We start from the raw sequence: 21,092 nt of genomic DNA, 5'->3' as shown, positions 1-21,092 counted from the left end.
CGCGGTGGTGACTTTCGCGCAGGCGCAGGAGCGGGCGGACGAGTGGGTCAACGGTGACGTGCCCGCGTATCAGCACCGTGAGGTGCGGGTCCGTGAGTTCGAGCTGGGTTTCGTGGTCTGGGCCGAGGACCGGGCCGAGGGTCCCGTCTCGGACGGCGGCCGTCAGCGGCTGGTGATCGCCCGGGACAGCGGCGAGGCCACGTTGTGGCCGGGGCTGCCGGTGGGCGAGGTGATCCGGCGGTACGAGGAGGAGTACGGCGCTCCGGCCGGTGCGCCGGTCCCCGCCGCGGAGCCGCCGCAGCGGGTGGATCTGAACCAGACGTCGTTCCTGCTGACTCCGCCGGAGTGGCTCCAGGAGGCGGCGGACAAGCTGGGGATTCCGGATCACCGTGCGGAGCGGCGGGATGCGGGGCCGGAGTCGGAGTCGGCCCCGGCGTCGCATGCGGACTCGGGCGCGAACCCGGGCGTGGTCCCGGGGGCGAACCCGGGTGCGCGGGCCGCCGAGCCGTCTCCGGCCGTGGCCCCGGCCCCGTCGGCTTCGGGCGGGACTCCTGTTCCCGGTCCGGCCGCCGTGTCCCCGACGCCTCCGCCCCCCTCTCCTCCTTCCTCTCCCTCCGTTCCTTCCTCTCCTTCCGTCGGGGGCTCCGCCGCCTCGTGGCCCGCCGCCGGTGGTGGCGACGCCTACGAGCCCACGGCCTCCGACGGCGTGCCCGCCGGGGCGACCCCCTGGGCGGGTACGGACACCAACTCCGACTCCGACGACGCGGCCGTCCCGCTGCCCGCGACGGTGTTCGCGCCGCCGCTGTCGGGGACGGACGACGAGGAGGCCCCGCCGCCGGTCGTCCCGGCGGAGGCCCCCACCGCGCTGATGTCCGGGGGCAGCCAGCTGCCGCGTACGCAGGTGGCGCCCGCGCTCCGGCCGGAGCAGGGCGCCTCGGACGGGGCCGGTGACATCGCCGACGCGGCCACCAGCAAGGCCGTGGTGCCGCCGCGCGGAGCGCGTGGTGGCGGTCCGTCGACCCCGCCGCCGCCCGGTGCGCCCGGGATCCCCGGTATGCCGCCGGGGGCCACGCCGCCGCCTTCGGGTCCGGGTGCGCCCGGGGCCCCGGCGGGCGGGTACGTCCCGACTCAGCTCGTCTCCCAGCTCGGCCCGCCCGGGCCTCCCGCGCCTCCGGGTCCGCCCGGTGCTCCCGGCGCGACGCCGCCCCCGGGTTCCACTCCGCCTCCCGGACCGCCCGGTCCGCCGCCGGGCTCCACGCCGCCTCCGGGCGGTGGCGTGCACCACGCCGCGACGATGCTCGCCGACGGAAGCAGCATCGGCGCGGGTCTGCCGGGCCCGGGTGCGCCCAGGCCGCCGGGCCCGCCCGGCGCCCCCGGCGCCCCGCAGCCTCCCGGTCCGCCCGGTGCTCCGGGTGCTCCCGGTGCGCCGCAGCCGCCCGGCCCGCCGGGTCCGCCGCCCGGTGCCACGCCGCCTCCGGGTGGCGGGGTGCACCACGCGGAGACGATGTTCGCGAGTCCGGGTCAGGTCGGTCCTCCCGGCCCGCCCGGTCCGCCCGGTGCCCCGGGCGCTTCGCCGGTCGGCGCCCCCGGTCCCGTACCGCAGCCGCCGGGCCCGCCCGGTCCGCCGCCGGGTCCGCACACCCCGCCGCCCCCGGCGTACGGCTATCCGCAGCAGCCCACCGGTCAGCCGACCGTGGGCCCCGGCTACCAGGCCGTGCTGCGGTACCGGGCGCCGGACGGCAGCGAGCAGCAGCTGATCCGCCGCTCGGCGCCGGGCACCCCGCACCCCGAGTGGCAGATGCTGCACGAGCTGCGGGCGATGAACGTGCCGCCGCAGCAGGTCATCGAGCTCCACACCGAGCTGGAGTCCTGCGAGCTGCCGGGCGGCTACTGCGCCCGGATGATCCGGGAGACCTGGCCGCAGGTGCGGATCACCAGCGTCGCCCCGTACGGCACGGATCACGCCAGCCGGCAGCAGGGCATGCAGCATCTGCTGACGCACCAGGGCGAGCTGCACCAGGTCGCGGACGGCCCGGCGCGGCCCGCACCGGTGCGCGCGCCGCTGCCGCAGCTGCCGCCCGCGCCCGCGCTGCCGCCGGAGGCGGTGGCCGAGGAGTTGGCGCAGGCCTTCGGGCCGCAGGGCATCCTGCGGTTCGACCAGCGGGCGGTGTCCCGTCAGGGTGTGCCCGAGATCGTCGCGCAGACGCTGGTCTGGGCGGGGCTGCCCGCCGATTTCGGGCCGTTCTTCTGGGCGCAGCCGGGGCAGCCGGTGGTGCCGACGCTGGGTGAGCTGGCGGCGCAGCGTCAGGTGCAGGCCGCGCCGGACGCGGGGTCGTACCTGGTGATGGGCACGGACTTCGGCAAGGCGCTCTGCGTCCAGTACGGGACGGCGAACATCGTGGCCGTTCCGGTGGAGGCGGGGCCCGGCGGGCAGTCGGTGCCGCCGCAGTTCGTGAACACCGGGCTGCCGGAGTTCGTGCGGTCGATGGCGCTGCTGGGCCGGATGTGGCGGCTGAGGTTCGGGCTGAACCCGGAGCAGGCGGGCCGCTGGACCGTCGACTTCCAGGCACAGCTGGTGGCGCTGGACCCGGCGGCGCTGGCGTCGCCGGAGAGCTGGTGGTCGGTGCTGCTGGAGCAGATGTGGGACGGCCTGATCTGAGCCGTACGCGGTACTGAACGGCGCGGGTGTACGAGGCGCCCGGACCCGGAGAGGGTCCGGGCGCCTCGTCGTGCGCCGGGCCGCCCGGCCGATGGGCGCGGGCCGATGACCACCGGTTCGCCCGGGTCTGTGATGCCGGTCGCTTCCGGCCTGAATGCCGCTGATCGATTCCGACTTCCGGCACCAATTGCCGCATCCTTGACGTATCGCGGGGTGGCCCGCGGGTATCCGTGCGTCCGTGTGTCCGTAGGTCGTAGAGGGGCTTCAGGCTATGAGTGCTGGACCGGTGTCCGCGTCGTTCGACGTCGTCGGCGTGCGGGGGCGTGGTTACCGTCCGGAGCAGGTGGACCGTGCGGTGGCCGCCCGGACCGCCGAGCGGGACAGCGCGCTCGCGGAGGTCTCGCGGCTGACCGCGCTGGCGGAGGAGCTGGCGGGCGAGGCGGCCCGGCTGGCGGAGACCGCGGCGGCGCTGCCCGAGCCGGACTACGCGGAGCTGGGGGAGCGGGCCCAGCGGATTCTCGGGCTGGCGCGGGAGCAGGCCGCCGCGCTGCGGGCGGACGCGGAGACGGCGGGCCAGGAGCTGGCGGACACGGCCGACGCCGAGGGCCGGGCGGCCGGGGAGGCGGCCCGGGAGGCGGCGGACGCGGTGCGCGCGGCCGCCGTGGCGGCGGCGGAGGAGCGGGTCGCCGGGGCGGTCCGGGAGGCGGAGGGCATCCTCGCCGCGGCCCGCGAGGAGGCCGAGCAGGTGCGCGGGGCGGCCGAGGCGGCGATGGCGCAGACCCGGAGCCGTACGGCGAGCGTGCTGGCCCACCAGGACCAGGAGCACACGGAGCGGCAGCAGGCGGCGGAGGCCGACATCGCGGCGGCCGAGGCGGAGTCGGAAGCCCGGCACACGGCGCTGACCGAACGGGCGGAGGCCCTGCTCGCGGAGGCGGGCCGCGACCTCGCCGCCGTGCAGGAGGCGGCCCGGCACGGCCAGGAGGACGCGGAGGCGCGGGCGGCGGAGATCCTGTCGGAGGCCCGGGTCCGCGAGGAGCGGGTGGTCCGGGAGACGGAGCGGATCCTGCGCGAGCACGAGGAGGGCCGCGAGGAGGTCCAGGCGCACATGGCGCACGTACGCAGCTCGCTGGCGGCGCTGACCGGACGGGTGGCGGCGGGGCCGGACGGGCCGGACGACGAGAGCTGAGCGCTCCTGGGCCGGCCCGACCGAACCCGCGTCGGGCCGGTGTGCAACGGACGGCAACCCTTGACGAATACCTGTTCGCGAGAGCTGATTGGTCTGGCCAGTTATCCGTTCTCGTTTGCAGCCCAAGGGAGTGTTCATGTCGGTCCCAGCGCCGGACATTCTGTCACCCGAGTTCGAGAGAGACCCGTACGAGGCATATCGCCTCATGCGTCATGACACGCCGCTCCTGTGGCACGAAGCCACCCGGAGCTACGTCATATCGCGTTACGAGGACGTCGAGCGCGTCTTCAAGGACAAGGCGGGTGAGTTCACCACCGAGAACTACGACTGGCAGATCGAGCCCGTGCACGGGCGGACGATACTCCAGCTCAGCGGGCGTGAACACGCCGTGCGCCGGGCGCTGGTCGCGCCCGCCTTCCGGGGCAGCGAACTGCGCGACAAGTTCTTACCGGTCATCGAGCGCAATTCGCGCGAATTGATCGACGGGTTCCGCGCCTCCGGCTCCGTCGACCTGGTCGCCGACTACGCCACCCGCTTTCCCGTGAACGTCATTGCGGACATGCTCGGTCTCGACAAATCCGACCATGAGCGATTTCACGGCTGGTATACGGCCGTCATCGCTTTTCTCGGTAATCTCTCCGGCGACCAGGACGTGACGCGGGCGGGCGAACGTACCCGCGTCGAGTTCGCCGAGTACATGCTGCCGATCATCCGGAAGCGGCGTGAGGCGCCGGGCGACGACCTGTTGTCGGCGCTGTGCACGGCAGAGGTCGACGGGGTCCGGATGAGCGACGAGGACGTCAAGGCGTTCTGCAGTCTGCTGCTGGCGGCCGGCGGCGAGACCACCGACAAGGCCATCGCCGGTATCTTCGCCAACCTCCTCGCCCACCCGGAACAGTTGGCGGCGGTCCGCGCCGACCGGAGCCTGATAGCCCGCGCCTTCGCCGAGACGCTGCGCTACACACCGCCGGTGCACATGATCATGCGCCAGTCGGCGACGGACGTGGAGGTGAGCGGCGGCACGATACCGGCGGGCGCCACCGTGACCTGTCTGATCGGCTCCGCCAACCGGGACGAGGACCGCTACGGCAACCCGGACGTCTTCGACATCTTCCGTGAGGACCTGACCGCCACGAACGCCTTCTCGGCGGCGGCCGACCATCTGGCCTTCGCGCTCGGGCGGCACTTCTGCGTCGGCGCTCTGCTGGCCAAGGCCGAAGTCGAGGTCGGTGTCGACCAGTTGCTGGACGCCATGCCGGATCTGCGGCCCGCCGACGGCTTCGACCCGGTCGAGCACGGTGTCTTCACCCGCGGCCCGCAGAGCCTGCCGGTCCGCTTCACGCCGGTGTCCGGCTGACCGGAACCGTCGACCGTGGGCGGCCGGAGCCGTGAACTCCGGCCGCCCGCACCACGGTTGCCGCTGCCGGTAAAGCCGCCGCTTCCGCTACTGCGCCATCGGGCTGAACTGCACCGGCAGCGCCGACAGTCCGCGCATCCAGATCGACGGACGCCAGGAGAGCTCCGCCGACTCCACCGCCAGCATCAGGTCCGGCAGCTGTTCCAGCAGCGTCTCCACCGCCGTACGGGCCATCACATCGGCCAGCAGCGGTGCGGGGTAGGGGCAGCGGTGTTCGCCGCTGCTGAACGACAGATGGGCGGAGTTCTCGGCGCCGACGTACGACTCCGGCCAGATCTCCGGGTCGGTGTTGGCCGCGGCGATCCCCAGGACCAGGCAGTCGCCCGCCCGGATGTGCCGCCCGCCGAGCTGGGTGTCCCGTACGGCCCAGCGGCCGATGAAGTTCTGCGTCGGAGTGTCCAGCCACAGCACCTCGTTGAGCGCCTCGCCGACGCTGAGCCGGCCGCCGGAGACGTTCACCGCGAAGCGTTCGTCGGTCAGCAGCAGCCGCAGCGCGTTGCAGATCCAGTTCGCGGTGGGCTGCTGGGCCGCGGCGATCACCGAGATCAGGTCCTGGACGATCTCCTCGTCCGCGAGGCCCGCCGGGTGCGTCACCATCCGCGAGGTGACGTCGGGCCCGGGGTCCGCCCGCTTGTCCTTGACCAGTTGGCGCAGTCGCTCGCCGACCCGGCCGTACGCCGCGACCGGGTCGTCGCCCTCGTCCGCGTCGAGCGAGATCCGCAGGTCGTCCACCAACTGCTGGGTGTCCGCGCCCGAGACCGGCATGCCGCACATCTGGACCACGGCCCGCATCGGCAGCGCGTGGACGTAGTCGCTCATCAGCTCGGCACGGCCGCTGCCGGCGAACTCCGCGATGAGCTGGTCGGCGATGCGCCGGCAGTCGCGGGCCAGCTCGAACTGGTCGATGCCTTCCAGCGCTTCGGTGATGACCCCGGCTCTGCGCCGGTGCTCGTCGCCCTCGGTGAACAGTACCGACGGCTGGTAGCCGACGTACGGCAGCAGCGGCCAGTCCGGCGGAATGCTGTCCCACTGGTTCCAGCGGCGGGAGTCCCGGGCGAACAGCTCGTCGTGGGTGGTGACGTAGGACAGTTCGGCGTAGCCGAGCACCAGCCAGGCCGGAACGTCACCGTCGAGCAGGACCGGCGCCACCGCGCCGTGCTCCCGCCGCAGCGAGCGGTAGAGCTCGGTGGGCGTCTGCTGGTAGGAGGCGCCGGCGAGCCGCACCGCACCGGGGGCGACCGGGCAGCCGGTGCCGGCACCGGTGTCGAAGGAAGGGCTGGAGGTGCTCATGGTGTCGTCTCCCGGGCGATGGCCATCGTGCGCAGATGGTCGACGAGCGTGATCAGTACGTTCTTGCTGGACCGCCGGACCCGGGCGTCGCAGTCGATCATCGGGATGTGCTCGGGCAGCGCCAGGGCCTTGCGGATCTCGTCGAGCGAGTGGACGTGGTCGTCGTCGAAGCGGTTGACCGCCACCACGAACGGGGTGCCGTGGTGTTCCAGCCGGTCGATCGCGTACCACGAGTCGTCCATCCGCCGCGTGTCCACGAGGACCACCGCGCCGAGCGTGCCGGAGAACAGCCGGTCCCACAGGAACCAGAAGCGCTCCTGGCCCGGAGCGCCGAACAGGTACAGCACGATGCGCTCGTTGAGGCTGATGCGGCCGAAGTCGAAGGCGACCGTGGTGGTCGTCTTGGCGTCCACGCCGTCCGTCTCGTCGACGCCGACGCCCGCCTGCGTCATGACCTCTTCGGTGTTCAGCGGCCGGATCTCGCTCACCGAGCGGACGAGTGTGGTCTTGCCGACGCCGAACCCTCCGACGACGACTATCTTCAGGCCGGTTTCCGCGGCGTCGGCCAGCGGTGTGCGCTCGCCCGGCAGCTCAGAGCTTACGGAGGCCATGGAGCACCTCCTTCAGCAGTTCGGAGTCGGGCAGCGCGGTGCGCGAGGCGGCCGTACGCGGATGGCGGGCGGTGATACGGCCCATGGCGTGCAGATCGTCGAGCAGGATGCGCACCACGGTGACAGGCAGCGAGAGTTCGGCGGCGATCTCGACGACGGCGGTCGGGTGGCGGCACAGTTCGAGGATCCGCGCGTGCTCCGACTGCATTCCGGCGGTCGGCCGGGACTCGCTGACCACGAGGGTCACCAGGTCGAAGGAGTCCGCGGAGCGACTGCGCCCACCGGTGACGGTGTAGAGCCGGTCGGGGTCGCCGGTGTCGACGGGACGGCGGGTCATGACCCGCTCCCTCGCGCCTCGCCGCGTGGTGCGGCGCGCAGGTGTTCGCCGATCTGCTCGACCATCTGCGTCATCTGGTGGCCCACCACGGTGGGGTCGGCGTCCTCGGTGGCGACGACGGCGAGGTGCGCGCCCTCACCGGCCTCGACGATGAAGAGCAGGCCGCCGTGGAACTCCGTCATCGAGTGCCGTACGCCGCCGGATCCGTCACCGAACTCGATGGAGGCGCCCTGCGCGAGCGCCTGCATGCCCGAGCAGATCGCGGCCAGTTGGTCGGCCTGGTCGAGGGTGAGGTGCTCGGTCCAGCAGAGCTTGAGCCCGTCGCGGGACAGGGCCAGGGCGTGCCGCGTTCCGGGGGTCTGCTCCAGCAGCCTCTGCAGGAGCCAGGTGAGGCTGGTGTCTGTGGTCTGCATGATGAGTGACGGGTCCGTGGCGCCGGGGGAACCGGCCGGGGGCCCGTACCTCCAATCTCGGATGTTCGAGCGAGCTGGCGAGCGGATCGCGTCCGGGGGGCCGGACACCGTACGGAGGTGCGTTCCGGAACCCGGGTGACGGGTTCCGGGGCCCGGGTTACGGAGCGGAGGGCGGCGGTGAGGTCGGGCTGTCCGGTCCTCCTGATGCGCCCGGGGACTTCCGGCCGCGGTGGAACGCGCCGAACTGGTCGCCCGCGCTGCGGGGCGGCGAGGTCCGAGGGGTGTCGCCGCGCGGCACCGCCGGAGAGGAGGGCGCGGGCGCGCCGCGATGCCGGCCGCGTTCCCGGTCCGCCTCGGCCATGGTGCGGCCGGGCGTGCGTACGGGCAGGCCGCCGGGGGTGGAGCCGGTCGCCGCCGGCCGGGCGGCCCCGCGCTCGGACTCGGGCTCGCGCCGCGGCCGGACCACGAGGTGCTCGTCCGCCGGGGGGAGCGCGGGCGATGGCGCGGGAGGCGGGGCCGGTGACGGCGGTACGGCGGTGGGTGCGGCGTGCGCGGCGGGCGCGAAGGGTTCCGTGCCGGTCTCGGGCACGGCTCCCGGTACGGACCCGGGCACGGATCCCGGCACGGCGTCGGGCAGGGACGGCGTCACGGGCGCGGGAGCCGGTGCCGGGGCGGTGGCGGTTCCGGTGGCGGCGGGGGCAGGAGCCGGTGTCGCCGTCGCGGGCGTGGCGGCCGCGTGATGGCCCAGCGCCTGCTGGTTCTCGCGGGGTTCCTGCGCGATCAGATGCCTCGGCAGCAGGACGACGACACCGGTGCCGCCGCGCGAGGACGGCCGGTAGTTGACGCTGATCCGGTGCTTGAGCGCGAGCCGCCCCACGACCGCGAGGCCCAGGCGGGTGCCCTGGAGGGTCGCCAGGTCGGTCATCCGCCCGGCGACGGAGTCCGCCGCCCGCCGCATCGCCGCGTCGGCCATCTTCAGGCCGCTGTCCTCGATGGTGACAACGATGCCGGTGCCGCGTTCCTCGACGTAGACGTGCACCTCGTCGATGGGCGGTGAGAAGTTGGCGGCGTTGTCCATCAGTTCGGCGAGCAGGTGCATGACGCCTTCGGCGGCGAAGCCGGAGATGGAGACGCCGGAGGAGCAGTGCAGCCGTACGCGCTGATAGGCGGCGATCCGGCCGACCGCGCCGCGCAGGATGCTCTCCATGACGATCGGCTTGTTCCAGGCGCGGCTGGGCCGCCCGCCCATGAGCAGCGCCAGCCGGTCCGTCATCAGGCCGAGCTGCGAGGTGCTGTGGTCCAGCTTCAGCAGATCGCCGAACACCTCTTCGCCGTGACGTTCCTGCATGCCGCGCAGGTCAGCCAGCATGCTGACGGATTTCGCCTGGACGCGACTGAGCGCCTTGGCCGACGCGGTCGTGGCCGCGAGAGCACGGCGCTCGCCGAGCGCGAGCTCCCGGATCACGTCCTCGAACGGGCCGCGCAGGACCGGCTGTTCGGGCAGCTGGACCTCGGCCCGCACACCGGCGCCGGACTCGCCCTCACGGAGCCTGGCGGTGACGGTCGGCAGCGTCTCGCGGCCGAAGCGCTCGACCTCGGAGGTCAGGGCGTGCAGCTCCTCGCGGAGCTGCGCGGTCAACGCCTCGGCCTCCGCGCGGAATCGCGTGCTCTCGGTCCGCAGCGCGGTGGTCTGCCGCTCCTGCTCCTCGACCGTGGTCGCGAGGACGTGCAGCAGCTTCCGCTGGCGCGGGCTGCGCGGCAGCGGAACCTGGCCGAGGGCGTCGGCCGCCTTCCAGCCGCCGCGTACCAGTCTGATCAGCGCGGGCAGCGCGACGTCGGCGGTGTGCGCCGTGTCCGTTTCGAGGGCGGTCAGCGAGGCCTTGAGCCGCTCGGCCTCGGCCGTCTGCGTGGCGGCCGTGCGCAGCGTCCGCCGTGTGACCTGGTGGGCGACGGCGAGCGCGAGGGCCAGGACCACCCAGGCGGTGGTCACCACCACTGCCGCCCAGCCGCGCGCTTGCGAAGGAGCCAGCGGCACCGCCACGGCTCCGGCGACGGCGCTCACCGACAACACGGTCACAAGCGGTGCTATCGCCGCCTTCGGTGCGTTCGACTGCCGCCGCTGACTGGCTGGTACGGGTTTTGCCATGGATGCGGTCCCTCAGATCTACCGAGCAGAAGGTGTGCGGCCGCTCCGAGAAGGTGCAGATCACCTTGGTGATTCGGGGGAAAGCGGAACCAACCGTTTCCCGGCAAGGAGCGACCTCATCGTAGACATCCTGATGCACCGGATGATCCGGTGAGCGGCATAGTCCGTAGGCAGAGTGATTTTGTCGAGAAGCGACCGGTGGGCCAGTGATGTTGTGGTAATCGGGAAGCGGAATCCCGCGCTGGCAGGCGCCTTCACACTGCTCGCCGTCGGTCGGCGGTGCCGACTGTGGAGCGGAATGACCCGTGTGGAGGAATCTTTTTCAGTCAATCCGAAAAACCTCGTCACGCCATTCGCGTGCGCCGGGTGCCGCCTATTGATCCGGAATGGGGCCGGTAAAGGGGTGATGACACCAGTAAACAGGAAGACCTTGAAGCGGAACCGACACAGGGCGGTGCTTCAGTGAATCCGGCGCTGGAGAGGCGCTTCAGCGGACGACGGCTCCGGTGACGAACGCGGTCCAGGCGGCGGTGGTCAGGACCAGGGCCGGGCCGGTGGGGTTCTTGCTGTCACGGACGGGGACGAGGCCCGGGAATCCGTCGGCCACCTGCACGCAGTTGCCGCCCTCCTGGTTGCTGTAGCTGCTGCTGCGCCAGGCGGCGGCGGTCAGATCGGGACGGGACACTCGCTGCACGGTAATCGGCCTCCAGTACGGATCGAATCAAGGCGAGTGACATCAGCGGCGGCAGCGCCATCGCCCTGAGTTGATCGTAAGTCAGAACGAACCGTTCGACCTCGTCCGGTTCCTCGGTCAACCGGCCCTGGTGCGCACCTTCCGTGTAGGCGACCTCGGTGCCGTCCGGCATCACCAGCACGGTGAGCGAACCGCCCAACGAGCCGTGCGCGCCTTGACTGAACGGCAGCACCTGAATCGTGACGCCGGGCTCCTCGGCCATCCTCAGCAGCTTCTCCAACTGGCCGCGCATCACGGCGGATCCGCCGATCGGCCGGCGCAGCACGGCCTCGTCGAGGATGATCCACAGCTGCGGCCGGTCCGGGCCGGTGAGCCGCACCTGGCGGTCGAGCCGGGCCGCGACGCGTTCTTCCAGATGATCGGCGTCGCGCAGCGAGTGGCCCACGCTCAGCAGCGCACGCGCGTACTCCGGGGTCTGCAGCAGACCGGGCACGGCGTGCGAGGCGTACTCGCGAATCACCGCCGCACGGGCCGAGTACGCGATGAACGCCTGCGACCAGTCCGGGAACGCCTCCCGGTGCACATACGGCCACAGGTCGATCAGCAGGTCGTCCGCGACCAGCGCCCTGTCGATGGCACGGGCCAGCTCCAGGGTCGGTTTCGCGCCGGTCGCGCGCTCGATCTGGGCGATGCGGCTGCCGACCACATGCGTCAGCGAGCCCACTTCGGTCTGGGTGAGTCCGGCCGCCACGCGTAACTTGCGTACGCGCGATCCGAAGAGGGCGGCCATGGAGGACTGCGGGTCAATTGCTTTGGCCACGGCGATACTTCCGTTCCTTACGGACTGCAAGGTAAGGCGCTGTCACCTTCCGAGGCTAGGCCGCACTGCCGACTCTTGAGTACAGAACGTCACGGAACCCGCACGCGTGGGTGACGCGAGAGGAGTCGAGCGAACGGATGATCACCATGACCGGCAAGAGGGCGACCGAGGCGAAGAAGGCCGGTCGCAAGGACAAGGACGCGGCCCCGCCCCGTCCGCGCGGCTTCGGGCTGACCCCGAACGGATACGGGTGCCTGTCGCGGCAGTTCCCGTCGACGCCGCGAGGGGCCAGGCTCGCCCGCCGTACCGTGGTGCGGCAGTTGGGGGAGTGGGGGTTCGGGCCGATGAGCGACGCCTCGTGCTCGGTGGCGCTGGTGGTGGCGGAACTGGCCGCCAACGCGGTGTGCCACGGGCGGCTGCGCGGGCGGAACTTCCTTGTGTGGGTGGACTACGAACTGCCCGCGGCCCGCTTCCGTATCGAGGTCTCGGACGCCTTGCTCGGCCGTACGCCGGAGGCTCCGGCCCTGCCACCGGACGACCAGGAGTCAGGGCGCGGCCTGTTCCTGGTGGAGTGCCTGGCGACCCGGTGGGGATGGGAGCCCCGGAACCCGATCGGGAAGACGGTGTGGGCGGAGGTGGCGGCCGATCCGCCCGCCGATGCGGTCCGGGAACAGGTCTGATCACGGACAGCCGGCGGGCCGGGGCCGGGGCCGGCCGGTGACGGCGGTGACGGGCCGGGCTCAGGCGCTGTGCATGATCTGGATCAGGTTGCCGCAGGTGTCGTCCAGGACGGCGGTGGCGACGGGGCCCATGTCCAGCGGCTCCTGGGTGAAGCGGACGCCGAGCTTGCCGAGCCGGTCGAACTCCGCGTGGACGTCGTCCACGCGGAAGGAGGCGGCCGGGATGCCGTCGGCGAACAGGGCCGTCGTGTACGGCTTCACGGCGGGGTGCTTGTCGGGCTCCAGCAGAAGCTCGGTGCCGTCGGGGTCCTCCGGGGAGACAACGGTCAGCCAGCGGTTCTCGCCGCCGAGCGGTACGTCGTGCTTCTTCTCGAAGCCCAGCACATCCGTGTAGAAGCGCAGAGCCTCGTCCTGGTCGTGGACGAAGACGCTGGTCACGTGGATTCTCATGGGGTGTTCTCCGGTGCTTTCGGCCCGAGCCATCTGCTGACGATGTGCCCAGGCTATGCCCAGTTCCCGAGTTCGGCGTCGATACGGGGGTCCGTACGGACCCACACCTCGCCGGCCGCGGCGCCCGGCGGGTTGTCGACGTGCTCCAGCCCGAGGGTGCGGACCAGCGTCAGCAGTTCGGCGCGGGCCTCGGGGTCCTCGTCGAGGGTGTAGCCGTCGAAGAGAACGTAGTGCTCATCGGCCGGGTCGTTGAAGCCGGTGTCGGCCCAGATCTTGCAGAAGCGGTCCACCGTCTCCTGGTCGAGCTGGTCGAGCTGGTCGGTCTCGGTGGGCTTGTCGGGCCGGTCGTCGCCGGAAGACAGCGGTGTCATCGTCATCCTTGGTCCGTCGGGGTCGCGTGGCGGTCCATGATGTCCGCCCCCGCGGTGTCGGCGGCGGCCGGGGTCTCCGTGATGACCGGGAAGCGGCGCGGGGCGAGGGTGATCAGGGCGAGCAGGGCCAGGGCCGCGGCACCGGCGGCCCCGATGTAGACGTGGTCCACCGCCGCGTCGACCGCCCGGCGCAGATAGTCCGTCGCCGCCGCCGAGAGGCCGCCCGGGTCCTCCAGGGTGCGGGCCACCGCGTCCAGGTCGTCGGGCAGGCCGCTCACCGGGGCGTCCAGGAGGCGGGCGGCCAGGACGCCGTTGGCGACGGCCCCGAAGACCGCCGCGCCGATGCTCTGGCCGACCTGGCGGCAGAAGAGGACCGAGGCCGTCGTCGTACCGCGCTCCGCCCAGCCGACCGTCGACTGGACGCCCACGATCAGCGGCAGCTGGAACAGACCGAGGGCCGCGCCGAGCAGCAGCATCAGCAGGGCGGGGTGCCAGGGCGCGCCGGGGTAGGGGAGGAGCGGGAAGGCCAGCAGGATCAGCAGGGCACAGCTCATGCCGACGATCGCGGTGAGCCGGAAGCCGATGCGGTTGTAGACCCGGTCGGACAGGGCCGCCGACACGGGCCAGCTCAGCGTCATCACCGAGAGCACGAACCCGGCGGCTATCGGGCCGAGGCCCAGCACCGACTGGGCGTACGTGGGCAGGAAGACGGTCGGCGCGACCATCAGCAGCCCCATCGCGCCGAGCGCCAGGTTGACCGAGGCGATGGTGCGCCGCCGCCACACCCAGCCCGGGATGATCGGCTCCGCGGCCCGCCGCTCGATCACCACGGTCAGGGCCGCCAGCACCGCGCTGATCCCGAACAGGCCGAGCGAGGGCGCCGAGAGCCAGGGCCAGGCGACGCCGCCCTGCACGAGCGCCGTGAGCAGCAGGGCGCCGGTCGCGAAGACGGCGAGCGCGCCCGCCCAGTCGACCCGGGGCCGGGCGGCGGGGCGGGGTCGGGCCGGTTCGTGGAGGTGGCGGACGACCAGCCAGAGGGCGACCGCGCCGACCGGGAGGTTGATCAGGAAGATCCACCGCCAGTCCGCGTACCCGGCGAGCAGCCCGCCCACCACCGGCCCGGCCACCGCCGAGGTCGCCCACACCGTGGACAGCTTCGCCTGGATGCGCGGCCGTTCCTTGAGCGGATAGAGGTCGGCAGCGATCGTCTGGACCGTGCCCTGGAGTGCGCCGCCGCCGAGGCCCTGGACGATCCGGAAGGCGATGAGCGCGGCCATGTTCCAGGCGGCCGCGCAGAGGACCGAGCCGGCCAGGAACAGGATGATCCCGGCGATCAGGACCGGCTTGCGGCCGAAGGTGTCGGAGAGCTTCCCGTACAGGGGGAGGGTGACGGTGACGGCCAGCAGATAGCCGGAGAAGAGCCAGGAGAAGACGGTGAAGCCGCCGAGGTCGCCGACGATCTGCGGGACGGCGGTGGAGACGATGGTGCCGTCGATGGCGGCCAGCGCCATGCCGAGCATGAGCGCCGCCACGACGGGGCGACGGCCGCGGGGCGTGGTGAGGGCGGGCGCCGCGCCGCCCTCGCCGCCCGGGGCGGGGCCCGCGCTGTCACCCGCCTGCGACCCCGTATCGCCTGTGCCGCTCTTTCCGCCGCCGTCCGTGCCGCTCACCGGGTTTCCTTCCCTATGCACGTATCTCCCGGGGCACTGTCTCATCCGGGAGCCCCGGAGGGGGAGGGTCCACCGGAATGGCGCGGGGCGGGGGCGCGGGAAGGGCAGGGTGGGTAAGGGGTCGTCGGCGGACCCCTTCGCTCCGGTTCACCGGCCGGTCCGCCCGCGTCGCCGCCCGCCGCCCCGCCGGGCCGAACCGTGCCCCTGACCTCGCCTCCGCCTGGCGGACGAGACCCCTAGGGGGCGCCCCCTCAAAGGGGCCAGGGCCCGTTCCTCCCGCCGGAGGACGTGGCGGCAGGGGGCATTTCCTTAACCTCTTCTTACGTCGCCGCTACGGCCCACCGCAGGGGGGCGGGTGGGGAAAACCCCACCCGAAGACTGCGCTGAGCACCATCGCGCCGGACACCGTCCGGAACCCAGACTCGGAACGTAGCCGACGACGTCCAGTCATCGACCGACATAGGAGAAATACCGTGACAACGGCTGTGACCATTCCCAGGCACGGGGGCACTGGAGGGCGTACGGCCGTCGCGGCGCGAGCGCGGCAGGTCGTGAAGGCGTACGGCACCGGAGAGACCCGGGTCGTCGCGCTCGACCACGTCGACGTGGACATCGCCCGCGGGCAGTTCACGGCGATCATGGGCCCGTCCGGCTCCGGCAAGTCGACCCTGATGCACTGCCTGGCCGGGCTCGACACGGTGACGTCGGGCGAGATCTTCCTCGACGAGACCGAGATCACCAAGCTCAAGGACAAGAAGCTCACCCAGCTCCGGCGCGACCGGATCGGGTTCATCTTCCAGGCGTTCAACCTGCTCCCGACGCTCAACGCGATCGAGAACATCACGCTGCCGATGGACATCGCGGGCCGGAAGCCCGACGCCGGCTGGCTCCAGCAGGTCGTGGAGACCGTCGGCCTCGCCGAGCGCCTCAAGCACCGCCCGACCCAGCTCTCCGGCGGCCAGCAGCAGCGCGTCGCCGTCGCCCGGGCGCTCGCCGCCCGGCCGGAGATCATCTTCGGCGACGAGCCCACCGGAAACCTGGACTCCCGCGCCGGGGCCGAAGTCCTGTCGTTCCTCCGCAGGTCGGTCGACGAGCTGGGCCAGACCATCGTCATGGTCACCCACGACCCCGTCGCCGCCTCCTACGCGGACCGGGTGCTGTATCTCGCCGACGGTTCCATCGTCGACGAGATGCAGAACCCGACCGCGGAGCAGGTCCTCGACCGCATGAAGCACTTCGACGCACGTGGGCGGACGTCATGACCATCTGGAAGACCTCGCTGCGCAACTTCCTCGCGCACAAGGGCCGGATGGCTCTCTCCGCCGTGGCGGTGCTGCTGTCCGTGGCGTTCGTCTGCGGCACGCTCGTGTTCACCGACACGATGAACACCACGTTCGACAAGCTCTTCACCATCTCCTCGCCCGACGTCACCGTCAGCCCGAAGAGCGCGGCCGACGACGGCGAGCAGCCCGACAACGGCAAGCCCGCCTCGCTGCCCGCCTCCGCGATCCAGCAGGTCCAGAAGGCCGACGGGGTGGAGCGGGCCGAGGGGTCCGCCTTCTCCATGGCGGTCACCGTCGTCGACCGCGACAACAAGAACATGGGCTCCGACACCGGCGCCCCCACCATCGCGAGCAACTGGACCGAGAACGACCTGCGTTCGATGGAGATCACCTCCGGGCACGCACCCCGCGGTCCCACCGAGGTGATGGTCGACGCCGACACCGCGAAGAAGCACAAGCTCGCGATCGGCGACGAACTGCGCACCATCGCCGCCACCGGCGACCTCCGGGCGAAGATCAGCGGCATCGCGTCCTTCACCGTCACCAACCCGGGCGCGGCGGTCGTCTACCTCGACACCGCCACCGCGCAGAAGCACCTGCTGGGCGCACCCGACGTCTTCAACCAGATCCTGGTGACGGCCGGGAGCGGCGTCAGCGACGCCCAGCTCAAGAAGAACGTGGCCGCCGCCCTCGGCGACACCACCGCGTACAAGCTCCAGACCCAGCAGGAGGCCGCCGACGCCAACAAGAACGAGATGGGAGCCTTCCTGGACGTCATGAAGTACGCGATGCTCGGCTTCGCCGGAATCGCCCTCCTCGTCGGCATCTTCCTCATCGTCAACACCTTCTCGATGCTGGTCGCCCAGCGCACCCGCGAGATCGGCCTGATGCGGGCCATCGGCTCCAGCCGCAAGCAGGTCAACCGGTCCGTGCTGGTGGAGGCGGTCCTCCTCGGCATCGTCGGCTCCGTCCTCGGCGTCGCGGCCGGCGTCGGCCTCGCCGTCGGGCTGATGAAGCTGATGGGCGCCGTGGGCATGGAGCTGTCCACCCGGGACCTCACCGTCGCCTGGACGACCCCGGCGATCGGCCTGACGCTCGGCGTCATCGTCACCGTCCTCGCCGCGTACATCCCGGCCCGCCGGGCCGGCAAGGTCTCCCCGATGGCCGCCCTGCGCGATGCCGGAACCCCCGCCGACGGCCGGTCCGGCCGGGTCAGGGCCGGTATCGGCCTCGTCCTGACCGCGGCGGGCGGCGCGGCCCTGTGGACGACCACCCAGGCCGACAAGGCCACCGAGGGCTCGATGTTCCTCGCCCTCGGCGTGCTGCTGACCCTCATCGGCTTCATCGTGATCGGCCCGCTGCTGGCCGGTGTGGTGGTGCGCGGGCTGAGCGTCGTCGTCCTGCGGCTCTTCGGCCCGGTCGGCCGGCTGGCCGAGCGCAACGCCCTGCGCAACCCCCGGCGTACGGGAGCGACCGGCGCCGCCCTGATGATCGGGCTCGCCCTGGTGGCCTGCCTGTCCGTCGTCGGGTCCTCCATGGTCGCCTCGGCCACCGAGGAGCTCGACAAGTCGGTCGGCGCGGACTTCATCGTCCAGGACAGCGGCGCCGGACGGCCGATCGTGCCGCAGGCCGCCGAGGCCCTGAAGGCGGTGCCGGGCCTGGAGCACCTGACGTCCTACACCTTCGTCAAGGCGAAGATCACCACCCCGGACGGCACGACGGAGGACGACGGCATCACCGCCGCCGACCCGACCTATCAGCAGGACGTCCGCCGCACCGCGCTCTCCGGCGACCTCTCCAAGGCGTACGGCGAGAACGCCATGTCCGTCGGCGAGGACTACGCCGAGAAGCACGGGGTCAAGGTCGGCGACACCCTCACCGTCGCGTTCACGGCCGGCGAGACGGCGAAGCTGAAGGTCGCCGCCATCACCTCCGACGACACCAACATCGACCGCGGCGCGATGTACACCAACCTCACCACCGCCGCCTCCTACGTCCCCGCCGACAAGATGCCGCAGAACGTGGCGATGTTCGGCAAGGCGGAGGAGGGCAAGGAGAAGGAGGCGTACGCGGCCCTCAAGAGCGCCGTCGCCGAATACCCGGTCTACAAGGTGCAGAACCAGGCCGACTTCAAGGAAGACCTGAAGAACCAGATCGGCCAGCTGCTGAACATCGTCTACGGTCTGCTCGCCCTGGCGATCATCGTCGCGGTGCTCGGTGTGGTGAACACCCTCGCCCTCTCCGTGGTCGAGCGGACCCGCGAGATCGGCCTGATGCGCGCCATCGGGCTCTCCCGCCGCCAGCTGCGCCGCATGATCCGGCTGGAGTCCGTGGTCATCGCCCTCTTCGGGGCGCTGCTCGGACTCGGACTCGGGATGGGCTGGGGCACGGCGGCCCAGAAGCTGCTGGCGCTGGAGGGCCTGGAGGTCCTGGAGATCCCGTGGCCGACGATCCTCACGGTCTTCGCCTGCTCCGCCCTCGTCGGACTGTTCGCCGCTCTCGTCCCGGCCTTCCGGGCGGGCCGGATGAACGTCCTCAACGCCATCGCGACGGACGGGTGAGCACCCTCCCGCCCCATGACGGTGACCCGGCGGCGCCCCCGAGGGCGTCAACGTGGCCCGACGGCCGTGACCCTTCCGGTGTCACCGTAGGATGACCGGCAGGCCCCGGGACGTTCCTCCAAACGTCCCGGGGCCGACCTGTTCCCCGGCCTCGTCCCGGGCGCCGACGGCCCTTTCCTCGCCCCCCGTTCCCCGTCCCGGCCGGACGGTCATGGCGAACCGTGTCAACTTGCTGCACACGGCTTCCGGACCCCGTGCAGCAAGCTGACACCGCCGCCTCTCTCGTGGCGCGTTCCGCGCTGGCATCGTCGTCCGTGCCGGGAGGAACCCCGGCTCCGACGCCACCGTCGAAGGGGAAAACGTGTCCAGGTCCTCGCTCGCGCAGAAGCAGCGCCGTCCGGCCAGAGCAGCCGCCCTCGTCACCGGGATCGCCCTCGCCGCCCTCACCCTCTCCACCGGCACCGCATCGGCCACCACGCCCCCGGGCCACCCGCCCGTCGCCGACGGCCTCACCCGGCTGGTCTGTACGGAGTTGGCCGATGTCATCGGCCAACTGCCCCCTGATTCCGCGCCGGTTCGGGTGTGCAAGCTGGTCAACGGCTGGGACTAGAGGTGCCGAGCGTGATGCGGTTCCAGCTGCTGGGGCCGCTGGCCCTCGCGGACGGACCCGACACCGTCGTCCTCCAGCCCTCCAAGCCCGCGAACCTGCTCGCCGCACTCCTCCTGAACGCCAACTCCACGGTGTCCGCCGAGTACTTGCAGCGCGCGGTGTGGGGTGAGGAGCAGCCCGCCACCGCCCGCGCCGCCCTCCAGACCTGTGTCCTGCGGCTCCGTCGGCTGTTCGCCAAGCACGGCGTCACCGGCACCGCCATCGAAGCGGTGCCCGGCGGCTACCGGATCACCGCCGAACCGCCCACCCTGGACCTCCTCGGCTTCCGCGACCAGGTGCGCCGGGCCGCCGGGCTGGACCGCGACCCGGAGGCGGAGCTCCACGCGCTCAGGGACGCCCTCGCGCTCTGGCAGGGCGCGCTGCTCGCCAACGTACGGTCCGAGGTGCTGCACCGCGACGAGGTGCCCCGGCTCGCGGAGGAGCGGCTGCGCGCGGTCGAGCGGGTCTGCGATCTGCTGCTGGGGCTCGGGCGCTGCGGTGAGGCGCTCGTCGACCTGTGGACCGCTACGCGCGTATATCCGGGGCACGAACGCTTCCACGAACAGCTCATCGAGGCGCTCTACCGCACCGGACGCCAGTCCCAGGCCCTCGCCGAGTACCGCAGGGTCAAGGGCTTCCTGCTGGAGGAGCTGGGCGTGGACCCCTCGCCCTCGCTGCGCCGCCTCGAACTGTCCATCCTGCGAGGGGAGGACCTGGGCTCCGCCGGTCCCGACGCCTCCCGCGTGATCCGGGGCGAGACGGTTCCCCTCCCGGCCGCCGCCGCTGCGGCCCCGGCCTCGTCCGAGGCTGTTCCGGTCACGACCCCGGCCGCCGCCGTTCCGGCCGGTGGCGGGGCGCTCGCCCCGGCCGCCGTGTCCGGTGTCGGGCCCGTCCCGGCCGTGCCGCACTTCACCGGGCGGACCGCCGAGGCCGCCGCCCTGGCCGCCCGGCTCACCGAACCCGCCGCCGGCGGCCCCGATGACCACCGGCCGCTCACCGTCCTGGTGTCCGGCGCGCCCGGCATCGGCAAGTCGGCGCTCGCCCAGCACGTCGCCCGGCTCGTCCGGGACGCCTTCCCCGCCGGGCAGTTGCTCGTCCGCATGACCCGCGCGGACGGCGAACCCCGCACGGCCGACGAGGTGGCCGCCGAAGTGGCCCTCGCGCTGCGGGAGCCGGGCGAAGGGCGGGCCCTGCTGATCCTGGACGACGTGGTCGACGCCGACCAGGTGCGCCCGCTGCTCCCGCCGGTCTCCGCCGACGGGCCCGAGCCCGCCGTCGTGGTCACCAGCCGGATGGGGCTCGGCGGGCTCATCGCCACCCACGGCGGCTGGGTGCAGCGGCTGACCGCCTTCACCGCCGCCGAGTCGTACGCCCTGCTGCTCGCCACCCTGGGCGCCGAGCGGGTGGAGGCCGAACCCCGCGCGGCCCGTCAACTCGCTGTTCTGTGCGGGCACTTCCCGGCCGCCCTGCGCATCCTCACCGCCCGGCTGCTGACCCGGCCGGGGCTGCGGCTCGCCGACGCCGTCGACTGGCTGGGCGACGACCCGCTCGCCCGGCTCACCCTGACCGACTCCCCGGACCACTCGGTCACCGGCCTCTTCGACCGGGCGCTCGACCGCCTCGACCCCCGGCTGTCGGAGGCCTTCACCCACCTCGCCCAGGGCCCGCCGGAGCTGCTCGCCGACCGGGGCCCCGAGGACGAGGGCCCCGTACCCGAAGCCGTACGGGAGCAACTCGCCGACGCCGGACTGCTGGAGGACGGCCCGCCGGGCCCGTACCGCATCCACGACCTGCTCCGCGCCCACGTACGAAGAACCGCACGGATCCGCGACCGCCGCACAGAGAAGGTGTGACC

18 protein-coding genes are annotated in these 21,092 nt (G+C 72.4%); 8 read left to right on the top strand and 10 right to left on the bottom strand.

Going from position 1 to position 21,092, the window contains the following annotated elements; translation table 11 throughout:
• The first annotated feature begins 4 nt into the window (after positions 1-4).
• From KV381_RS13935 to KV381_RS13925, 3 genes are all read left to right on the top strand, one after another.
• On the top strand, positions 5-2,659 hold the full coding sequence (locus KV381_RS13935; protein ID WP_218785307.1) for an SUKH-4 family immunity protein: 2,655 nt from the start codon (positions 5-7) through the stop codon (positions 2,657-2,659).
• 271 nt (positions 2,660-2,930) lie between these two features.
• Positions 2,931-3,845 (top strand): cellulose-binding protein, encoded by a 915-nt coding sequence (locus tag KV381_RS13930; protein WP_218785306.1) that lies wholly within the window; start codon positions 2,931-2,933, stop codon positions 3,843-3,845.
• A 205-nt stretch (positions 3,846-4,050) separates the two neighbouring features.
• A complete protein-coding gene (locus tag KV381_RS13925) occupies positions 4,051-5,202 on the top strand; it encodes a cytochrome P450 (protein WP_030633151.1) in 1,152 nt (383 codons plus the stop codon).
• A gap of 87 nt (positions 5,203-5,289) precedes the next feature.
• Here KV381_RS13925 and KV381_RS13920 read toward each other — a convergent pair whose 3' ends face one another.
• From KV381_RS13920 to KV381_RS13890, 7 genes are all read right to left on the bottom strand, one after another.
• A complete protein-coding gene (locus KV381_RS13920) occupies positions 5,290-6,552 on the bottom strand; it encodes a cytochrome P450 (protein WP_030086260.1) in 1,263 nt (420 codons plus the stop codon).
• Positions 6,549-7,163 carry an ATP/GTP-binding protein gene (locus tag KV381_RS13915; RefSeq protein WP_030086258.1) on the bottom strand — a complete coding sequence of 205 codons (615 nt, stop codon included), beginning with the start codon at positions 7,161-7,163 and terminating at the stop codon, positions 6,549-6,551. The genes KV381_RS13920 and KV381_RS13915 overlap by 4 nt, the downstream gene beginning before the upstream one ends.
• Positions 7,144-7,500 (bottom strand): DUF742 domain-containing protein, encoded by a 357-nt coding sequence (locus tag KV381_RS13910; RefSeq protein ID WP_030086365.1) that lies wholly within the window; start codon positions 7,498-7,500, stop codon positions 7,144-7,146. Before KV381_RS13910 ends, KV381_RS13915 begins: the two co-directional genes overlap by 20 nt.
• Positions 7,497-7,913 carry a roadblock/LC7 domain-containing protein gene (locus KV381_RS13905; protein WP_030086256.1) on the bottom strand — a complete coding sequence of 139 codons (417 nt, stop codon included), beginning with the start codon at positions 7,911-7,913 and terminating at the stop codon, positions 7,497-7,499. The genes KV381_RS13910 and KV381_RS13905 overlap by 4 nt, the downstream gene beginning before the upstream one ends.
• A 157-nt stretch (positions 7,914-8,070) precedes the next feature.
• A complete protein-coding gene (locus KV381_RS13900; protein ID WP_218785305.1) occupies positions 8,071-10,059 on the bottom strand; it encodes an ATP-binding protein in 1,989 nt (662 codons plus the stop codon).
• Between the two features lie 487 nt (positions 10,060-10,546).
• A complete protein-coding gene (locus KV381_RS13895) occupies positions 10,547-10,666 on the bottom strand; it encodes a DUF397 domain-containing protein (protein ID WP_158688325.1) in 120 nt (39 codons plus the stop codon).
• Positions 10,629-11,543, bottom strand: a complete 915-nt coding sequence (locus KV381_RS13890) for a helix-turn-helix transcriptional regulator (protein WP_098026598.1) — start codon at positions 11,541-11,543, stop codon at positions 10,629-10,631. Before KV381_RS13890 ends, KV381_RS13895 begins: the two co-directional genes overlap by 38 nt.
• Positions 11,544-11,710: 167 nt before the next feature.
• On the opposite strand from KV381_RS13890, the gene KV381_RS13885 reads away from it, so the two are divergent.
• Positions 11,711-12,253: an ATP-binding protein gene (locus KV381_RS13885; protein WP_218785304.1), complete on the top strand. Its 543-nt coding sequence runs from the start codon at positions 11,711-11,713 to the stop codon at positions 12,251-12,253.
• A gap of 60 nt (positions 12,254-12,313) precedes the next feature.
• Here KV381_RS13885 and KV381_RS13880 read toward each other — a convergent pair whose 3' ends face one another.
• The 3 genes from KV381_RS13880 to KV381_RS13870 are packed head-to-tail and all read right to left on the bottom strand — an operon-like array spanning position 12,314 to position 14,744.
• The gene (locus KV381_RS13880) at positions 12,314-12,703 is read right to left on the bottom strand and encodes a VOC family protein (protein WP_030633142.1); all 390 of its coding nucleotides are present in this window, start codon (positions 12,701-12,703) and stop codon (positions 12,314-12,316) included.
• A 53-nt stretch (positions 12,704-12,756) separates the two neighbouring features.
• On the bottom strand, positions 12,757-13,074 hold the full coding sequence (locus tag KV381_RS13875) for a hypothetical protein (protein WP_218785303.1): 318 nt from the start codon (positions 13,072-13,074) through the stop codon (positions 12,757-12,759).
• Positions 13,075-13,076: 2 nt separating this feature from the next.
• Positions 13,077-14,744, bottom strand: coding sequence for an MFS transporter (locus KV381_RS13870; RefSeq protein ID WP_218785302.1), 1,668 nt, complete (start codon positions 14,742-14,744; stop codon positions 13,077-13,079).
• A gap of 473 nt (positions 14,745-15,217) precedes the next feature.
• On the opposite strand from KV381_RS13870, the gene KV381_RS13865 reads away from it, so the two are divergent.
• The 4 genes from KV381_RS13865 to KV381_RS13850 all read left to right on the top strand — a co-directional run bounded on the left by KV381_RS13865 (position 15,218) and on the right by KV381_RS13850 (position 21,090).
• Positions 15,218-16,006, top strand: a complete 789-nt coding sequence (locus KV381_RS13865) for an ABC transporter ATP-binding protein (RefSeq protein WP_030633136.1) — start codon at positions 15,218-15,220, stop codon at positions 16,004-16,006.
• On the top strand, positions 16,003-18,588 hold the full coding sequence (locus tag KV381_RS13860) for an ABC transporter permease (RefSeq protein WP_098026595.1): 2,586 nt from the start codon (positions 16,003-16,005) through the stop codon (positions 18,586-18,588). The genes KV381_RS13865 and KV381_RS13860 overlap by 4 nt, the downstream gene beginning before the upstream one ends.
• Positions 18,589-18,949: 361 nt before the next feature.
• Positions 18,950-19,198: a hypothetical protein gene (locus KV381_RS13855; RefSeq protein ID WP_218785301.1), complete on the top strand. Its 249-nt coding sequence runs from the start codon at positions 18,950-18,952 to the stop codon at positions 19,196-19,198.
• 14 nt (positions 19,199-19,212) lie between these two features.
• Entirely contained in the window at positions 19,213-21,090 is a 1,878-nt protein-coding gene (locus tag KV381_RS13850) for a BTAD domain-containing putative transcriptional regulator (protein WP_218787215.1), read from the top strand.
• Positions 21,091-21,092 lie beyond the last annotated feature (2 nt).

This window comes from Streptomyces sp. WY228, from assembly GCF_019287315.1.
In the GTDB taxonomy this organism is placed as follows: Bacteria; Actinomycetota; Actinomycetes; order Streptomycetales; family Streptomycetaceae; genus Streptomyces; species Streptomyces caviscabies.
The sequence above is the reverse complement of the archived record's forward strand: the minus strand, read 5'-3'. Positions and strand labels throughout refer to the sequence as shown.

Bases quoted from the DNA above. Each gene is read 5' to 3' on its own strand.
- KV381_RS13850 (WP_218787215.1), top strand. From the start codon at position 19,213: ATGCGGTTCCAGCTGCTGGGGCCGCTGGCCCTCGCGGACGGACCCGAC.
- KV381_RS13885 (WP_218785304.1), top strand. From the start codon at position 11,711: ATGATCACCATGACCGGCAAGAGGGCGACCGAGGCGAAGAAGGCCGGT.
- KV381_RS13925 (WP_030633151.1), top strand. From the start codon at position 4,051: ATGCGTCATGACACGCCGCTCCTGTGGCACGAAGCCACCCGGAGCTAC.
- KV381_RS13860 (WP_098026595.1), top strand. From the start codon at position 16,003: ATGACCATCTGGAAGACCTCGCTGCGCAACTTCCTCGCGCACAAGGGC.
- KV381_RS13905 (WP_030086256.1), bottom strand. From the start codon at position 7,913: ATGCAGACCACAGACACCAGCCTCACCTGGCTCCTGCAGAGGCTGCTG.
- KV381_RS13930 (WP_218785306.1), top strand. From the start codon at position 2,931: ATGAGTGCTGGACCGGTGTCCGCGTCGTTCGACGTCGTCGGCGTGCGG.
- KV381_RS13910 (WP_030086365.1), bottom strand. From the start codon at position 7,500: ATGACCCGCCGTCCCGTCGACACCGGCGACCCCGACCGGCTCTACACC.
- KV381_RS13875 (WP_218785303.1), bottom strand. From the start codon at position 13,074: ATGACACCGCTGTCTTCCGGCGACGACCGGCCCGACAAGCCCACCGAG.
- KV381_RS13880 (WP_030633142.1), bottom strand. From the start codon at position 12,703: ATGAGAATCCACGTGACCAGCGTCTTCGTCCACGACCAGGACGAGGCT.
- KV381_RS13915 (WP_030086258.1), bottom strand. From the start codon at position 7,163: ATGGCCTCCGTAAGCTCTGAGCTGCCGGGCGAGCGCACACCGCTGGCC.
- KV381_RS13920 (WP_030086260.1), bottom strand. From the start codon at position 6,552: ATGAGCACCTCCAGCCCTTCCTTCGACACCGGTGCCGGCACCGGCTGC.
- KV381_RS13890 (WP_098026598.1), bottom strand. From the start codon at position 11,543: ATGGCCGCCCTCTTCGGATCGCGCGTACGCAAGTTACGCGTGGCGGCC.
- KV381_RS13900 (WP_218785305.1), bottom strand. From the start codon at position 10,059: ATGGCAAAACCCGTACCAGCCAGTCAGCGGCGGCAGTCGAACGCACCG.